This is a genomic window from Leifsonia sp. 21MFCrub1.1 (assembly GCF_900107895.1).
Lineage (GTDB): Bacteria > Actinomycetota > Actinomycetes > Actinomycetales > Microbacteriaceae > Leifsonia > Leifsonia soli.
The window spans coordinates 1134990-1150793 of the sequence record NZ_LT629867.1; the positions used below are offsets into that span (position 1 = coordinate 1134990).

The 15804-nt window shown below is 72.3% G+C and carries 14 protein-coding genes; 11 read left to right on the forward strand and 3 right to left on the reverse strand.

The annotated features are described in order from the left end of the window. The first annotated feature begins 20 nt into the window (after window positions 1-20). The 8 genes from BLW09_RS05340 to pth all read left to right on the forward strand — a co-directional run bounded on the left by BLW09_RS05340 (window position 21) and on the right by pth (window position 7513). Window positions 21-866, forward strand: a complete 846-nt coding sequence (locus BLW09_RS05340) for a sugar phosphate isomerase/epimerase family protein (protein ID WP_089909429.1) — start codon at window positions 21-23, stop codon at window positions 864-866. After that, the gene (locus BLW09_RS05345) at window positions 863-1999 is read left to right on the forward strand and encodes a Gfo/Idh/MocA family protein (protein ID WP_089909432.1); all 1137 of its coding nucleotides are present in this window, start codon (window positions 863-865) and stop codon (window positions 1997-1999) included. The genes BLW09_RS05340 and BLW09_RS05345 overlap by 4 nt, the downstream gene beginning before the upstream one ends. Further along, a complete protein-coding gene (locus tag BLW09_RS05350; RefSeq protein WP_089909434.1) occupies window positions 1996-2859 on the forward strand; it encodes a sugar phosphate isomerase/epimerase family protein in 864 nt (287 codons plus the stop codon). The genes BLW09_RS05345 and BLW09_RS05350 overlap by 4 nt, the downstream gene beginning before the upstream one ends. Continuing rightward, window positions 2856-4151, forward strand: a complete 1296-nt coding sequence (locus BLW09_RS05355; protein WP_089909436.1) for a mannitol dehydrogenase family protein — start codon at window positions 2856-2858, stop codon at window positions 4149-4151. The genes BLW09_RS05350 and BLW09_RS05355 overlap by 4 nt, the downstream gene beginning before the upstream one ends. Continuing rightward, entirely contained in the window at window positions 4148-5407 is a 1260-nt protein-coding gene (gene manD / locus BLW09_RS05360; RefSeq protein ID WP_089909439.1) for a D-mannonate dehydratase ManD, read from the forward strand. Before BLW09_RS05355 ends, manD begins: the two co-directional genes overlap by 4 nt. A 25-nt stretch (window positions 5408-5432) precedes the next feature. After that, complete coding sequence (locus BLW09_RS05365; protein WP_089909441.1) at window positions 5433-5936, forward strand: gluconokinase; 504 nt, start codon at window positions 5433-5435, stop codon at window positions 5934-5936. A gap of 335 nt (window positions 5937-6271) precedes the next feature. After that, on the forward strand, window positions 6272-6889 hold the full coding sequence (locus BLW09_RS05370; protein WP_089909442.1) for a 50S ribosomal protein L25/general stress protein Ctc: 618 nt from the start codon (window positions 6272-6274) through the stop codon (window positions 6887-6889). Window positions 6890-6898: 9 nt separating this feature from the next. After that, entirely contained in the window at window positions 6899-7513 is a 615-nt protein-coding gene (gene pth, locus BLW09_RS05375) for an aminoacyl-tRNA hydrolase (RefSeq protein ID WP_089909445.1), read from the forward strand. Between the two features lie 408 nt (window positions 7514-7921). On the opposite strand, the gene BLW09_RS05380 is transcribed toward pth, so the two are convergent. Then, window positions 7922-8392 carry a hypothetical protein gene (locus BLW09_RS05380; RefSeq protein ID WP_089909448.1) on the reverse strand — a complete coding sequence of 157 codons (471 nt, stop codon included), beginning with the start codon at window positions 8390-8392 and terminating at the stop codon, window positions 7922-7924. A gap of 99 nt (window positions 8393-8491) precedes the next feature. On the opposite strand from BLW09_RS05380, the gene BLW09_RS05385 reads away from it, so the two are divergent. Continuing rightward, window positions 8492-9196: an alpha/beta fold hydrolase gene (locus BLW09_RS05385; RefSeq protein WP_089909451.1), complete on the forward strand. Its 705-nt coding sequence runs from the start codon at window positions 8492-8494 to the stop codon at window positions 9194-9196. A gap of 58 nt (window positions 9197-9254) precedes the next feature. Next, on the forward strand, window positions 9255-12875 hold the full coding sequence (mfd, locus tag BLW09_RS05390; protein WP_089909454.1) for a transcription-repair coupling factor: 3621 nt from the start codon (window positions 9255-9257) through the stop codon (window positions 12873-12875). Between the two features lie 76 nt (window positions 12876-12951). Here mfd and nhaA read toward each other — a convergent pair whose 3' ends face one another. After that, window positions 12952-14106, reverse strand: coding sequence for a Na+/H+ antiporter NhaA (nhaA, locus tag BLW09_RS05395; RefSeq protein ID WP_089909458.1), 1155 nt, complete (start codon window positions 14104-14106; stop codon window positions 12952-12954). Window positions 14107-14219: 113 nt separating this feature from the next. On the opposite strand from nhaA, the gene BLW09_RS05400 reads away from it, so the two are divergent. Next, window positions 14220-14966 carry a MazG family protein gene (locus BLW09_RS05400; protein WP_089909461.1) on the forward strand — a complete coding sequence of 249 codons (747 nt, stop codon included), beginning with the start codon at window positions 14220-14222 and terminating at the stop codon, window positions 14964-14966. A gap of 9 nt (window positions 14967-14975) precedes the next feature. Here BLW09_RS05400 and BLW09_RS05405 read toward each other — a convergent pair whose 3' ends face one another. Then, window positions 14976-15803: an ABC transporter ATP-binding protein gene (locus BLW09_RS05405; protein WP_089909463.1), complete on the reverse strand. Its 828-nt coding sequence runs from the start codon at window positions 15801-15803 to the stop codon at window positions 14976-14978. Between the last annotated feature and the right edge of the window lies 1 nt (window position 15804).

Here is a 15804-nt window from a genome sequence, read left to right on the forward strand (position 1 = left end):
GTGACGTGAACAGTGGAGGAATGACCGATCGCGCGACGTGGACCCTGTCCGGGTTCGGCGACGAGATCGACGCGGACCCCGTCGTGCAGACGGCGGTGCTGCAGGCCCTCGGTGCGAGCTTCATCGAGGTGCGGAGCGCGTGGGGCGTCAACATCGTCGACCTCGACGCGGCGCAGCTCGACCGGCTCGCCGCCGTGTTCGAGGAGCGCGGGATGGGCGTGTCGGCCATCGCGTCGCCGGTCGGCAAGGTGGATGTGGCGCTGCCGGTCGAGCACGAAGTGGAGCGGCTGGGCCGCGCGATCGCCGCGGCCGAGCGCCTGGGTTCCCGCTGCATCCGTCTGTTCTCGTTCTTCCGTGCGGAGGGCGTCGCGGTGGAGAGCATCCGCGACGACGTGATGGTGCGGATGCGCGCGCTGGCCGATCGCGCGGAGGCCGCCGGCGTGATCCTGCTGCACGAGAACGAGAAGGACATCTACGGGGACACCCCGGAGCGCTGCCTCGACATCGTCGAGACGGTCGGCTCCCCGGCCCTCCGGCTGGCGTGGGACAGCGCGAACTTCGTGCAGGTCGGCGTCGCGCGTCCCTTCGACGACGGCTACGCGCTGCTGCGTCCGCACCTGGAGTACCTGCAGGTGAAGGACGCGCTCTCGGCAACCGGCGAGGTCGTCCCCGCCGGCGAGGGCGACGGCCAGCTGCTCGAGACCCTCACCGCGCTCCGCGACGACGGCTACGCCGGCTTCGCCTCGCTCGAACCCCATCTCACCGACGTGAACGCGCTCGGCGGCTTCTCGGGGCCTGCGGCCTTCGGGCGGGCCGGGCGCGCGTTCCGCCTCCTCACCGACCGGATCGGAGTGACCCTCGCATGACAGACCCCTCACCCGCAGCCCCGCTGCGCGTCGGCATCGTCGGCTGCGGCATCATCGGCCTCAACCACGCCCGCGCGATCCTGCGGCATCCCCGCCTCGCGATCACGGCGCTGGTGGATGCGGTCCCCGCGGCCGCGCGCACGCTCGCCGACACGATCGCCGCCGAGTCCGGTGCCGCCCGCCCGGCCGAGTTCACGACGCTGACCGCGGCGCTCGCCGCGGCTCCTCTCGACCTCGTCGTCATCTGCACGCCGAGCGGACTGCACGTCGCGGCGGCACGCGAGGCGATCGCCGCCGGCACGAACGTGGTCATCGAGAAGCCGCTCGACACCGACATGGGCCGCGCGCGGGAGATCCTCGACCTCGCCCGCGCAGCCGAGCGCGACGGCCTCGTCGTCTCCGTGATCAGCCAGCACCGGTTCGACCCGGCCTCCCGGGCGGTCGCCGACGCCGCGCACACCGGACGGTTCGGCCGCCTCACGAGCGGCGTCGCCTCGGTCGCCTGGTGGCGCAGCCAGGAGTACTACGACTCCGGACAGTGGCGCGGCACCTGGGAGCTCGACGGGGGAGGCGCCGTGATGAACCAGGGCGTCCACACCGTCGACCTGCTGGTCTGGTTCCTCGGCCGCCCGGTCGAGATCACCGCTCACACGGCCCTGCTCGCGCACGAGCGGGTCGAGGTCGAGGACATCGCCGTCGCGACCATCCGCTTCGCGTCCGGCGCGCTCGCCGTGCTGCACGCGACCACCGCGGCGTTCCCGGGCCTCGCGGTGCGCATCCAGGTGCACGGCGACCGCGGCTCGGCGGTCGTGCACGACGATCAGCTGGAGGCGTTCTCTGCCGACGGCGACACCGCCGACCGCGCAGCCGACGTGGTCCCGGCGGGCGAGCTGCGCGGCGGCGACCGCGGGCCGGACGCCTTCGTGACCGGGCACCTGCGGCAGTACGAGGACATCGTCGACGCGATCGACTCCGGTCGCGCCCCGGGCGTGCGGGTGGAGGACGCGTTCGCGTCGCTGTGCGTCGTCCGCGCTGTGTACCTGTCCGCCACCCTCGGCCGGCCGGTGCGCTTCGACGAGGTGGTCGCGGGCGAGCTCGACGATGTCGTCGTCACGACGGGGGTGCCGGCATGAGGTTCTCGGTCTTCACCGCATCCACTCCGGAATGGACGCCGGAGCAGGCGGCCGGCATCCTCGCCGAGCAGGGCTGGGACGGCATCGAGTGGCGCATCACCGACCAGCAGGACGCCGCCGAGCCGGGATTCTGGGCCGGCAACCGCGCCACCTGGCCGCTCACCGGGCTGGAGGAGCGGCTGGACGACATCGCCAGGATCACCCGGGAGTCGGGCCTCGCGTTCTCCGGCATCGGCGGCTACGCCCGCTGCGACCAGCACGAGGACGTCGAGCGGATGCTGGCCGCCACCGCGCGGCTCGGCGCCGGGCAGGTGCGCGTCACCATGCCGCGGACCGACACCGGCGACTACCGCGCCCTGTTCGCCGCCGCCCGCGCCGACATCGCCTGGGCCGCCGAACGAGCGGCGGCCCACGGGGTCAAGGCGCTGGTCGAGCTCCACCACGAGACGATCACGCCGTCCGCCTCCGCGGCGTTCCGGCTGCTCGACGGGCTCGATCCGGAGCACGTCGGCGTCATCCACGATCTCGGCAACCTCGTCATCGAGGGGCGCGAGGAGACCCTGGCGTCCCTCCAGCTGCTCGGCCCGTACCTGGCCCACGTGCACGTGAAGAACGCCGCGTGGGTGCCGGGCGACCCGGAGGAGGACGGCACGGTCCGCTGGCACCACGAGTGGGCGCCTCTCCGCACCGGTGCCGGCGACGTGGATGCGTACTTCCGCGCGCTGCACGCCTTCGGGTATGACGGCTGGGTGACCTGCGAGGACTTCTCGACCGACGTGCCGCTCCGGGAGCGCACGCGCGACGACCTCGCCTATCTGCGCGCGGTCGCGGCGCGGACCGCCACGACGGCGGCGGCATGACGCCGCCGCCGAGGTCGGCCCGCCACCCCGTCCGTGTCGCGCACCTCGGCCTCGGCGCCTTCCACCGCGCCCACCAGGCCTGGTACACGCAGGCGGCGAACGACGCGGGCGGCGACTGGGGGATCGCGGCCTTCACCGGTCGCAGCCCCGAGGCCGCGCGCGTGCTGGCCGCGCAGGACGCCGTCTACACGCTGGTCGAGCGCGGCGCGGACGGCGACGCGGCCCGGGCGGTGGACGCCCTGAGCCGCGTCCACGACGGCGCCGATCGCGACGCCTGGCGGGCGACCATCGCCGACCCGGACGTCGCGGTGCTCACCCTCACCATCACGGAGGCGGGGTACCGGCCGGGCGCCGGAGCCCCGGCGCGGGTGCTCGACGGCCTCGCCGCCCGCCGGGCGGCGGGCGCGGGCCCCCTCGCGGTGGTGAGCTGCGACAACCTCCCGCGCAACGGCGACGTCATCCGGGAGGCGGTGCTCGCGCTCGCCGCCGACGACGCCGGCCTGAGCGACTGGATCCGCACCGAGGTCTCGTTCGTCTCCAGCATGGTCGACCGGATCACGCCCGCGACCACCGACGCCGACCGCGAGGAGGTGCGCCGCCTCACCGGCTGGGACGACGCGGCGCCGGTCGTCACCGAGCCGTTCACGGAGTGGGTGCTCGCGGGCGCCTTCCCCGCCGGACGGCCGGACTGGGAGGCCGGGGGAGCGCGGTTCGTCGCCGATATCGAGCCGTTCGAGCGCCGCAAGCTGTGGCTGCTCAACGCCGGGCACTCGCTGCTGGCCTACCACGGGCTGCTGCGCGGCCGGGCGACCGTGGCCGAGGCCGTCGGCGACCCCGCCCTGCGCGACGAGCTGGAGCTGCTCTGGTCGGAGCAGCGCACCGAGCTCCCGTTCGCGGACGACGCCGTGGATGAGGCGCTCGCCGCCCTGCGCGACCGGTTCGCCAACGGCCGCATCGCGCACCGGCTGGCCCAGATCGGGGCGGACGGCTCGCAGAAGCTCGGCCCGCGCATCCTCGACCCGCTGCGCGCCCGGCTCGCCGGCGGCCGAGCCCCGGGCGTCGCGCAGGCGGGCGTCCTCGCCGCGTGGGCCCGGCACTTCGCCGGTTCCGCCGCCGCGGAGGTGAACGACGCGGGGGCCGTCGGGCTCGCGGTGCGCCTCCGCGACGCGCGGACCGACCGCGACCGCGCCGCCCTCGTCCTCGACGCCCTCGCCCCCGACCTCACCGAACGCACCGACCTGGCCGGCCTCATCGCCGACCGCATCGCATCCCTGCAAGGAGCCCCCGCATGAGAATCACCTCCGCCGACGTCCTCGTCGCCAGCCCCGGCCGCAACTTCGTCACCCTCCGCATCACGACGGAGGACGGCGTCGTCGGACTCGGCGACGCCACCCTCAACGGCCGGGAGCTCGCGGTCGCCGCCTACCTGAGCGAGCATGTCGTCCCGCTGCTGATCGGCCGCGATGCGCACCGGATCGAGGACACCTGGCAGTACCTGTACCGCGGCGCGTACTGGCGGCGCGGCCCCGTGACGATGGCCTCGATCGCGGCGGTCGACACGGCGCTGTGGGACATCAAGGCCAAGGTCGCCGGCCTGCCGCTCTACCAGCTGCTCGGCGGCCGCAGCCGGACCGGGTGCCTCACCTACGGCCACGCCTCCGGCGCCGAGCTGCCGGAGCTGTTCGACTCGGTGCGTGCGCACCTCGAGCAGGGCTACCGCGCGATCCGCATCCAGACCGGGGTGCCCGGCCTCGGCTCGGTGTACGGCGTCGCGTCCTCGCCGAACGCGGTCGCGGGGGCGGACGCGAGCGCGGGCGGCAGCACCGCCCGCTACGACCACGAGCCGGCCCGCCGCAGTGCGGTGCCCGTCGAGGAGCAGTGGGACACGCGTGCGTACCTCCGCCACATCCCCGGCGTCTTCGAGGCGGTGCGCAACGAGTTCGGGCCGGAGCTGCCGCTGCTGCACGACGCCCATCATCGGCTCACGCCCATCCAGGCGGCGAAGCTCGGCAAGTCGCTGGAGCCGTACGACCTGTTCTGGCTCGAGGATGTGACCCCGGCCGAGAATCAGGCCGTGCTGCGCCGCGTGCGCGAGCACACCACGACGCCGCTCGCGATCGGCGAGGTCTTCAACACCATCTGGGACTACCGGGAGCTGTTCGAGGAGCAGCTGATCGACTACGTGCGGAGCCCCGTCACCCACGCCGGCGGGATCACCGGGCTGCGGCGCATCTTCGACTACGCGGCGGTGTACCAGATCAAGTCCGGGGTGCACGGGCCGACCGACGTGTCGCCCGTTGGCCTCGCCGCGGCCATCCACCTGGGGGTCGCCATCCCGAACTTCGGCATCCAGGAGTACATGAAGCACAGCCCGGAGACGGACGAGGTGTTCCGGCCCGGGTACCGGTTCGAGGACGGCCTGCTCGTCCCCGGCGAGGAGCCGGGCCTGGGCGTCGACTACGACGAGGTGCTCGCCGGGTCGTTCCCGTACCAGGCGGCATACTTGCCGGTGAACCGTCTGCTCGACGGCTCGATGCACGACTGGTGACCGGCGACGCAGGGAAGGAGCGCACGTGGAGCGTGTGCAGGTGGTGGTGATGGGCGTGTCCGGTTCGGGCAAGAGCACGGTGGGGGAGCTGCTCGCGGCGCGCCTCGGCGTGCCCTTCGTCGACGGCGACGCGCTGCACCCGCCCGCGAACGTCGCCAAGATGGCGTCGGGCATCCCGTTGACCGACGACGACCGCATCCCGTGGCTGCGCGAGGTCGGCCGGGTGCTCGAGACGACGGCCCCGGAGGGCGTCGTCGTGGCGTGCTCGGCGCTCAAGCGGGCGTACCGCGACCTGATCCGGTCGGAGGCGCCCGGTGCGGTGTTCGCGGAGCTCGACGGCTCCCGGGAGCTGCTCGCGACGCGGATGGCCGCCCGGCCGGGTCACTTCATGCCGGTGTCGCTGCTCGACTCGCAGCTCGCCACCCTCCAGCCGCTGCAGGACGACGAGAGGGGCATGCGCCTCGACGTCGCCCGCCCGCCGCACGAGCTCGTGGACACCATCGCGGCGGAGTTGGCCGCCCCGGCCTGACCGGCCCGGCCGGCCCGGCCGGCCCGTCCATCCGTGTGTGGGACGCAACTCGCCGTCATGGCGTGGCCGTAACGGCGTGTTGCGACCCAGGGATGAGTGCGCCGGTCACGTCCAGCCGCGGCAGAGTACGGCCGACCTGCGAGGGCGCCGCGATCGGGTAGACTCGGCAACTGAACTTCGGCGAGGGATGCTGCCCCCAGCATCCGTGATCGACGCGGTGGAGCAGGCTACGCAGTCTTTCCTCGCGCACTTCGATGCGTTCGAGTCGAACAACAACCACACTGCGGGCCTCGCGGCTCGCCCGACAGCCGGACCCCGTCCGGTGAGGAGACACCATGGCAGACGAGTCCAACAAGGTCGCAGCCGAGCTGCGCGAGAGCTTCGGCAAGGGCGCGGCGCGCAAGATCCGTGCCGCCGGCAAGATCCCCGCCGTCATCTACGGTCACGGCACCGACCCCGTCCACATCACCGTCCCGGCGCACCAGGTCGGCCTGCTGCTCCGCAAGGCGAACGCGGTCCTCGACCTCGACATCGCCGGCAAGGCCCAGCTCGCGCTCGTCAAGGACGTGCAGAAGGACCCGGTGTCGCAGATCATCGAGCACCTCGACCTCATCCTGATCCGCCGCGGCGAGAAGGTCACCGTCGAGGTGCCCGTGCACATCGAGGGCGAGCCCTACTCCGGCACGATCGCCATGCTCGAGGTCAGCACCATCCGCCTCGAGACCGAGGCGACCCACATCCCGGAGCGCATCGTCATCGACGTCACCGACGCGCCGGAGGGCACCCAGTACCTCGCGAAGGACTTCGACCTCCCGGCCGGCTCGACCCTGGCCGAGGACGAGGAGCTCCTCATCGTCAACATCGCGGTGCCGGCGTCCGCCCGTGCCGAGGACGAGGAGACCGCAGCGGCCGAGGCCGCCGCGGACGCCGAGGCCGGCGAGAGCGCCGAGTAAGTCCCTCCGATGGAATCCCCCCGTCCGGCGTCGTCCACGGGACCCGCTGACGGGCCGTGGCTCGTGGTCGGGCTCGGCAACCCCGGGCCCGGCTACGCCGCCACACGTCACAACGTCGGTCAGATGGTGCTCGACGAGCTCGCCTCGCGCGGTCGTCTCACCTTCAAGACCCACAAGACGAACGCGACGGTCGCCGAGGGTCGGCTGACCCCCGGCGGCCCGCGTTTCGTCCTGGCCAAGCCGAACACGTACATGAACGTGTCCGGCGGCCCAGTGTCGCAGCTGCTGCGCTTCTACTCGCTCGACCCGTCGCACCTGATCGTGGTGCACGACGAGCTCGACATCCCGTTCGACACCATCCGCCTCAAGCACGGCGGCGGACACGGCGGCCACAACGGCGTCCGCGACGTGATCGCCGCGATCGGCACGGGCGACTTCACGCGCGTCCGCGTCGGCGTCGGCCGGCCGCCTGGCTCGTCGGCCGCGGCCGACCATGTGCTCAAGGGCTTCTCGTCCACGGAGCGTACGAACCTGCCGGTGCTGGTGGCGGATGCGGCCGACGCCGTCGAGCAGATCGCCTCCGACGGACTCACCCCGGCGCAGAACCGCTTCCACGCGCGCTGACCCGCACCGCCCGGAGCCGTCCGTCCCCGCGCCGCTCGGCGCCGCGAACGGAGGACATCCCGGCCCTCCCGGCCCTCGCGACCTCCGTTCTCCGCGTCCGCCGGCGCGTCGCGGCGAAATGTCCTCCCTTTCCGCACGCCGGTTCCCCGCGTCGGCCCGGGCGATCCTCCCTTTCCGCACGCCGGTTCTCCGCGTCGGCCCGGGCGATCCTCCGTTACTGCCACCTCGTCCGCCCTGCTCGGCCGAACCTCTGCTTTCTCCTCCCTTTCTGCAGGTCGGAAGGGGAGGAGAAACGCAGCCGCGTGCCGCGTGTCGGCCGGAAACGGAGGCGATAGCGTCACGGACGGCCGCGGCGACCTCCGTGAGCGACGCCGCCGGAAACGGAGGGGACGGGGCCGCGAGGGGCCGTCAGGCGGGCGGAAGCGTCGCGATCAGGGTCGCCGTGTACACGGCGAACGAGACGATCGGCGCCGCCGCGGCCACGATGATGGCCACGACGCCGAACGGCCGTCCGCGCTTCGTCGCCACCGCCACGATGCCGAGCACGAGCGCGAGGATGCCCAGCGCCGTCCCGAGCAGGATCTGCACGCCCATGAGGACCGCGACGGGCGCGAACGCCTCCGCCTGCTGCGCCGTCAGGTCGCTCGTGTTGAAGGAGAAGCTGGACGACGTGCGCGTCGCGAGCGGGCCGGCCGAGACGCCGACGACCACGGACGCGATCACCGAGAGGACGAACACCGGGATGGCGATCGACATCGCGGTGACCCCCAGGGCACGCGAGCGCGGGGGAGCGGGCGGGGCCGCCCAGCCGGCCGGCGCGAAGGCCGAAGGCGGGGGCGGATAGGCGCTGTAGTACGCGGGCTGGTTCGGGTCGGTCACGGGTCCCCCCTCGGATTCGGGCCGCCTCACGGCGGATGCTCAGCCAGAGCGTAGCGGACACCCGGCCCCGGGTCAGCCATCACGCGTACCGTGAGCGGCATGGAGTTGTTCACGCGCGAGTGGGGCACCGGCGACCGCCTCGCGATCCTGGTCCACGGGGTCATGTCGGACTCGCGGAACTGGCGCCGGGTCGGGCCCGTGCTCGCCGAGCGCGGCTACCGCGTCATCGCCGTCGACCTGCGCGGTCACGGCCACAGCCCTCGCACGGAGGAGTACTCGGCCGAGCTGATGGCCCAGGACATCGTGGACACGGTGCCCGCGCATCCCGAGCTGGTCATGGGCCACTCGCTCGGCGGGCTGACCGTCAGCCTCGCGATCGAGCGCCTCGACCCGCAGCGTGTGATCTACGTCGACCCCGCCTTCTCGTGCCCGGCCGCGAACCGGTTCCAGCAGCTGCTCGCTCCGGCTTTCCTGCGCACTCTGGCGCGGCAGTCGGCGGCGCGCATCGCGAAGCGCAACCCGCGCTGGGATCCGGCCGACGTCGCCATCGAGGTCGAGACCTTCAAAGCGTTCGACCGGGCCGTCCTCCCGGTGGTGGTGACCCCCTCCGCCATGCGCGCCCCCGAGGTCATGTCGGTGCCGTCGCTCGTCATGCTGGCGGACAATTCGCAGCTGGTGAAGCCGGAGCTGGCCGAGCGGCTGCGCTCGGAGGGGTACGAGGTCCGGATCGTGCCCGGCTCCGGGCATGTCATCAACCGCGACGACCACGAGGGCTTCATGCGGGCGCTCGAGGGATGGATCTGAGCCTCCGACCTGTCCGTACCCCCTCGATCTGTCGGCCGTCCCACGTAGAATCGTCCGAGTGATACTCCAGGGTCTGGTCGCCGCTCTCGCACGCGAGTCCTCGTTCGCCGATGCGCTCGGTTATGCGGCGCGCGACGCCGACTTCTCGCTGACCGACGGCCTGCGCGCACCGCTCCTCGCGGGGCTGCTGCGGCGCCGTGCCGAGCAGGGGGCGTCGCAGGCGATCCTGCTCATCACCGCGACCGGTCGCGAGTCCGAGTCCATCCGCGGCGCGCTGCCGTGCATCCTGCCGGACGCCGAGATCGTCGAGTTCCCGGCGTGGGAGACGCTGCCGCACGAGCGGCTGAGCCCCAGCCCCGAGATCGTCGGCAAGCGGCTGAGCGCCCTCCGGCGGCTCGCGGACTGGTCGGAGGGCGACCGGAGCACCCCGTTCATCCTGGTCGCATCGGTGCGCGCGGCGCTGCAGCCGCTCGCCGACAACCTCACCGACTACGCGACGGTCGCCCTGCGGACCGGTGCGCGCGGCTTCGACCTCGGCGGTCTGGCGTCGCAGCTGGTCGACCTGGCGTACGGCCGCGTCGACATGGTCACCCGGCGCGGCGAGTTCGCCGTCCGCGGCGGCATCCTCGACGTCTTCCCTCCGACGGCCGACCACCCGTACCGCATCGACTTCTTCGGCGACGAGGTGGATGCGATCCGCGCCTTCTCGGTGGCCGACCAGCGCTCGATGCCCGAGCCGATCGCCGAGGTGAGCCTGCCGCCGAGCCGTGAGCTGCTGCTCAGCGAGTCGGTGCGCCAGCGGGCGCGCGAGATGGAGCACGAGTTCCCGAGCCTGTCGGCCATGCTCGCCAAGATCGGCGAGGGCATCCCGGTCGAGGGGATGGAGTCGCTGGCTCCCGCGCTCGTCGACCGCCTGGTCCCGCTCACTCATTACCTGCCCGACGGCGCCGCCGTCGCGGTGCTGTCGCCCGAGCGCGTCGCCTCGCGCGCGGTGAGCCTGGCCGAGACCAACCGCGAGTTCCTCTCTGCCGCCTGGAGCGCGGCGACCGTCGGCGCGGCCGCCCCGATCGACCTCGCCGCCGGCGACTTCCTCACGCTGCAGCAGCTGAAGGACTCGGTGAAGTTCAGCCGTCCCGGCTCCCCGAGCCCCGACCACGCGTGGTGGACGATGAGCGGCTTCCAGGCGAACGACGTCCTCCCCGAGGAGCGCGAGCTGGAGGAGCACCTGCAGGTGCGCATCAACGCCGAGGCCGTCCCCAGCTTCCAGGGCAACGTCTCCGGCGCCGTCGAGCACGTGGCCGCCCGGCTGCGCGACGGCTGGAGCGTCGCCATCGTCGCCGCGGGCAACGGCCTGGTCGAGCGCGCGGCCGACGTGCTGGCCGAGTCCGAGCTGCCCGCGCGTCCCGTCGACGAGTTCCCGGCCGACCCGGAGCCCGGCATCGCCTACCTCGTCAAGGCAACGGCCGAGCACGGCTTCGAGATGCCGGAGACGAAGCTCGCGCTCATCAGCGAGGCCGAGTTCTACGGCCGTGCGGCCGGCTACGACTCCCGCCAGGTCAAGAAGCTGGCCGCGCGGCGGAAAAACGTCGTCGACCCGCTCGCGCTGAAGCCCGGCGACTACGTCGTGCACGAGACGCACGGCATCGGCCGGTTCGTGGAGCTCACGCAGCGCGAGGTCTCCAGCGGCGGGCGCAATGCCGTGAAGTCGAAGCGCGAGTACCTCGTGCTCGAGTACGCGCCGTCGAAGCGCGGCTATCCCGGCGACAAACTGTACGTCCCCACCGACCAGCTCGACCTCCTCACGCGCTATGTCGGCGGGGAGGCTCCGCAGCTCTCCAAGATGGGCGGCAGCGACTGGGCCGCCGCGAAGGGCCGCGCGCGCCGCGCGGTGCGCGACATCGCCGTGGAGCTGGTCAAGCTCTACTCGGCCCGCATGGCCAGCAAGGGCCACGCGTTCGCTCCGGACACCCCGTGGCAGCGCGAGCTGGAGGAGGCCTTCCCGTTCGCCGAGACGCCGGACCAGCTGCAGACCATCGACGAGGTGAAGGCCGACATGGAGCGGCCCATCCCGATGGACCGCCTGATCTCGGGCGATGTCGGCTTCGGCAAGACCGAGATCGCCGTGCGCGCCGCGTTCAAGGCGGTGCAGGACGGCAAGCAGGTCGCGATGCTCGTTCCGACGACGCTGCTCGTGAAGCAGCACGCCGAGACGTTCCAGGAGCGCTTCGCCGGGTTCCCCATCCACCTGCGCCAGCTCAGCCGGTTCCAGACCGACAAAGAGGCGCGCGAGACCCTGCGCGGCATGGCCGATGGCACGGTGGATGTGGTGATCGGCACGCACCGCATCCTGGCCGACGGCGTGAGCTTCAAAGACCTCGGGCTCGTCATCATCGACGAGGAGCAGCGCTTCGGCGTCGAGCACAAGGACGCGCTGAAGAAGCTGAAGACCAACGTCGACATCCTCGCGATGAGCGCGACGCCGATCCCGCGCACGCTGGAGATGGCGGTCACCGGCATCCGCGAGATGTCGACCCTCGCGACCCCGCCGGAGGACAGGCACCCCATCCTCACCTTCGTCGGGCCGTACTCGGACAAGCAGGTGGCGGCGGCGATCCGCCGCGAGCTGCTGCGCGAGGGTCAGGTGTTCTTCGTGCACAACCGGGTCGGCTCGATCACGAGCATGGCGGCGAAGCTGGCCGAACTCGTGCCGGAGGCCCGGATCGGCGTTGCCCACGGAAAGATGAACGAGCACGCCCTGGAGCAGGTCGTCGTCGACTTCTGGGAGCGGCGCTTCGACGTGCTCGTCTCCACGACGATCATCGAGACGGGTCTCGACATCGCCAACGCGAACACGATCATCATCGACCGGGCCGACAAGTACGGCCTGAGCCAGTTGCACCAGCTGCGCGGTCGTGTCGGCCGCGGCCGGGAGCGCGCGTACGCGTACTTCCTGTGGGACGAGAACAAGCCGCTGAGCGAGACGGCCCACGACCGGCTGTCGACCATCGCCGCCAACAACGACCTGGGCAGCGGCATGCAGGTCGCCCTCAAAGACCTCGAGATCCGTGGAGCGGGCAACCTGCTCGGCGGCGAGCAGTCCGGTCACATCGCGGGCGTCGGCTTCGACCTCTACCTGCGGATGATCGGCGAGGCGGTCTCCACCTTCCGCGGGGAGGTCGCCGAGGGGCAGACCGAGCTGCGGCTGGAGCTCCCGGTCGACGCGCACATCCCCGAGGAGTACGTGGACAGCGAGCGGCTGCGGCTGGAGGCGTACCAGAAGCTCTCGACGGCCAGCTCGCCCGCCGCGAAGGACGGCCAGATCGATCTCGTGCTGGAGGAGCTGACCGACCGCTATGGCACGCCGCCAGAGGCCGTGACCAACCTGGTCGCGGTGTCCCGTCTGCGCCGCGCAGCGCAGAAGGCGGGCCTGGGCGAGGTCGTGGCGATGGGATCCAACCTGCGCCTGGCGCCCGCCGTGCTGCCCGACTCGCTGCAGGTGCGCCTGCAGCGCATGTACCCAGGGTCGAAGTACCACGCCGCGCCGAAGGTCGCGACCGTCCCGCTTCCGCGGGTGAACGGCGAGGCGCTGGACGACACGTCGCTCATCACCTGGGTGGCGGACCTGCTGGGCGCGCTGTTCCCCGAGAAGGAGCCGGCCGCGGCCGAGCGCGCCAGCTGACCGCCGCATCCGTGGGTCGCAACACGCCGTTATGCGGCAGCCGAAACGGCGTGTTGCGACCCACGGACGTGCAGCGTCAGGGGTGTGCCGGGTGCGGGTGCTCGCGGCGGTTGCGGCGGGCCAGCGCGCTGACGAGGAACCCGGAGACGACGATCGCGACCGCCGATCCGAGCAGCACGGCCAGCGTGCCCTCCGCCCGCACCTCCTCCGACCCGGCGAACGCGAGTTCGTTCATCAGCAGGGACACGGTGAACCCGATCCCGCCGAGCGCGGCGACGGTGATGAGTCCGAAGAGGGAGATGCGGCCGCGTTCGGCGCCGCGCTTCGTGAACGAGCCCAGCCATCCGCCGAGGGTGATGCCGATCAGCTTGCCCACCGGCAGCGCGACCAGGATGCCCCAGAACGCGGGCGACAACTGCGACGGCGCCACGGCGGGGATGGGGACGAGCGCCGCCGAGAACGCGAACAGCGGCAGGATGAAGCCGTTGGACCACGGTTCCAGCACATGGGTGACCCGCCCGGCGGGCCGGCGCGCCATCACCAGGCCGAGGGCCACGCCCGCGATGGTCGCGTGCACGCCGGAGTCGTAGACCAGCCACCAGGTGAGCAGCGCCAGCAGCACCATGAGGACGCCCAGCGGCCACCGCATCCGCCCGCGCAGCATCCGGCTCAGCACGCCGAACACGGCGACCGCGACGGCGGCGAGCAGCAGTTCCACCAGGTTCGGGTCGGTGGTGAAGAACACGGCGATGATGACGATCGCGATGAGGTCGTCGAGCACGGCGAGGGCGAGCAGGAAGACGCGCAGCCGGTTGGGCAGACCGCGGCCGAAGACGGCGAGCACCCCGAGGGCGAAGGCGATGTCCGTCGCCGTCGGGATGGGCCAGCCCTGCGACAGGCCGGTGCCCGCGGTCAACGCCAGGTAGATCCCGGCCGGCACGACGACGCCGGCGACCGCGGCGATCGCCGGGTGGATGGCCTTCTGCACGCTGTTCAGCTCGCCGACGACGAGCTCGTGCTTGAGCTCGACCGCGACGATGAAGAAGAAGACCGCGAGGAGGCCGTCGCTGATCCAGTGGCCGACGCTGAGGTCGAGCGGGCCGGCGCCGAGGTGGGCGTGCTGCACGTCGAGCAGCGCAGGGCCCACAGGCGTGTTGGCGAGGAGGAGGCCGAGCGCGGCGGCGCCGAGGAGGAGTCCGGCGGCGGTGCGCTCGGATCGGATGATGCTCATGCGGTCACCAATCATGCGGGGTCACGGAAACGACGCCGACCAGACTTCCCGGCACACCGCTTTCGACTCTACCCGGTGGCAGGATGGATGAATCGTAGAGCGAGGAGGTCCGCATGGGCGAGGCAGTGGGTCGGGACGCCGGACCGGTGGTGGTTCCGGAGGCTGCGACGAAGCTCGACGAGCTGGTCGCCGTGATGGCCCGCTTGCGCGCTCCGGGCGGGTGCCCGTGGGATGCCGACCAGACCCACGAGTCGCTGGTGCAGTACCTGATCGAGGAGACCTACGAGCTCATCGACGCCATCGAGACCGGTGACCGCGACGAGCTGCTCGAGGAGCTGGGCGACGTGCTCTACCAGGTGCTCTTCCACGCCGACATCGCCGCGCACACGCCGGGGGAGGACTTCGACATCCAGGATGTCGCCGCCCACATGACCGCGAAGATGGTCGGCCGCCACCCGCACGTCTTCGGCGACCGCACCGCCGCGGACGCCCGGCGCGCGGAGACCGCGGACGACGTGGTCGGGTTCTGGGACGAGCTGAAGAAGCAGGAGAAGCCGGGCCGCACGAGCGTGCTCGACGGCATCCCTCAGGGCATGCCGTCGCTCGCGCTGGCCGACAAGCTGCTCGGCCGCGCCCAGAAGGTCGGGCTGCTCGATCTGCAGGAGTCGGGCGGCGTCCAGGTCGGAAGCGAGGACGAGCTCGGCCCGCTGCTTCTCGCGATCGTCGCGTCGGCCAAGGCGCAGGGGCTGGATGCGGAGCGCGCGCTGCGCTCGACGCTGCGCGACCTGCAGGACGAGATCCGCGACCAGGAGTCCCTCCCGCCGAGTGGTGACATCACGTCCGAATTCGACCCTGATTAGGGCATCCGCTCACTGTTCGACGCCCGGGCTGTGGTGGCGTCCGAGGGGGACGACGAGAGGGGTCCCTGTCACCGGATCGTCGGCGATGACCGACTCGACACCGAACACGTCGCGCACGAGCTCGGCGGTGACCACCGCGGCCGGATCGCCGGCCGCCACGATCGATCCCGAGCGCATGGCGACCAGGTGCCCGGCGTAGCGAGCGGCCAGGTTGAGGTCGTGCAGCACCATGACGACGGTCGTCCCGCGGGCGGCGTTGAGGTCGAGCAGGAGGTCGAGCACATCCAGCTGGTGGCTGAGGTCGAGGAAGGTCGTCGGCTCGTCCAGCAGCAGGATGTCGGTGCGCTGGGCGAGCGCCATCGCGATCCACACGCGCTGCCGCTGACCCCCGGACAGCTCGTCGACGGGCCGGTCGGCGAGGTCGGTGACGCCGGTCGCGGTCATCGCCTCCGCGACGGCCTCGTCGTCGGCGGCCGTCCAGCGCCGGAACCAGCCCTGGTGCGGGTAGCGGCCGCGCGAGACGAGATCCGCGACGGTGATGCCGTCGGGTGCGGTGGGCGACTGCGGGAGCAGCCCCAGGCGCTGCGCCACCTGCTTCGTCGGCAGCGAGTGGATGTCGGAGCCGTCGAGCAGGACGCTGCCGGAGGCGGGCGGCAGCAGCCGCGACAGCCCGCGCAGCAGGGTCGACTTGCCGCAGGCGTTCGGTCCGACGATGGCGGTCACCCGGCCGGACGGGATGTCGAGGTCGAGCGCGTCGACCACCACCCCTCCCTCATAGGCGAGCGACAGGTCGCGGGCGGCCAGCTCCGGCACGGTGGATGGGGTGTCGTGTGTCATG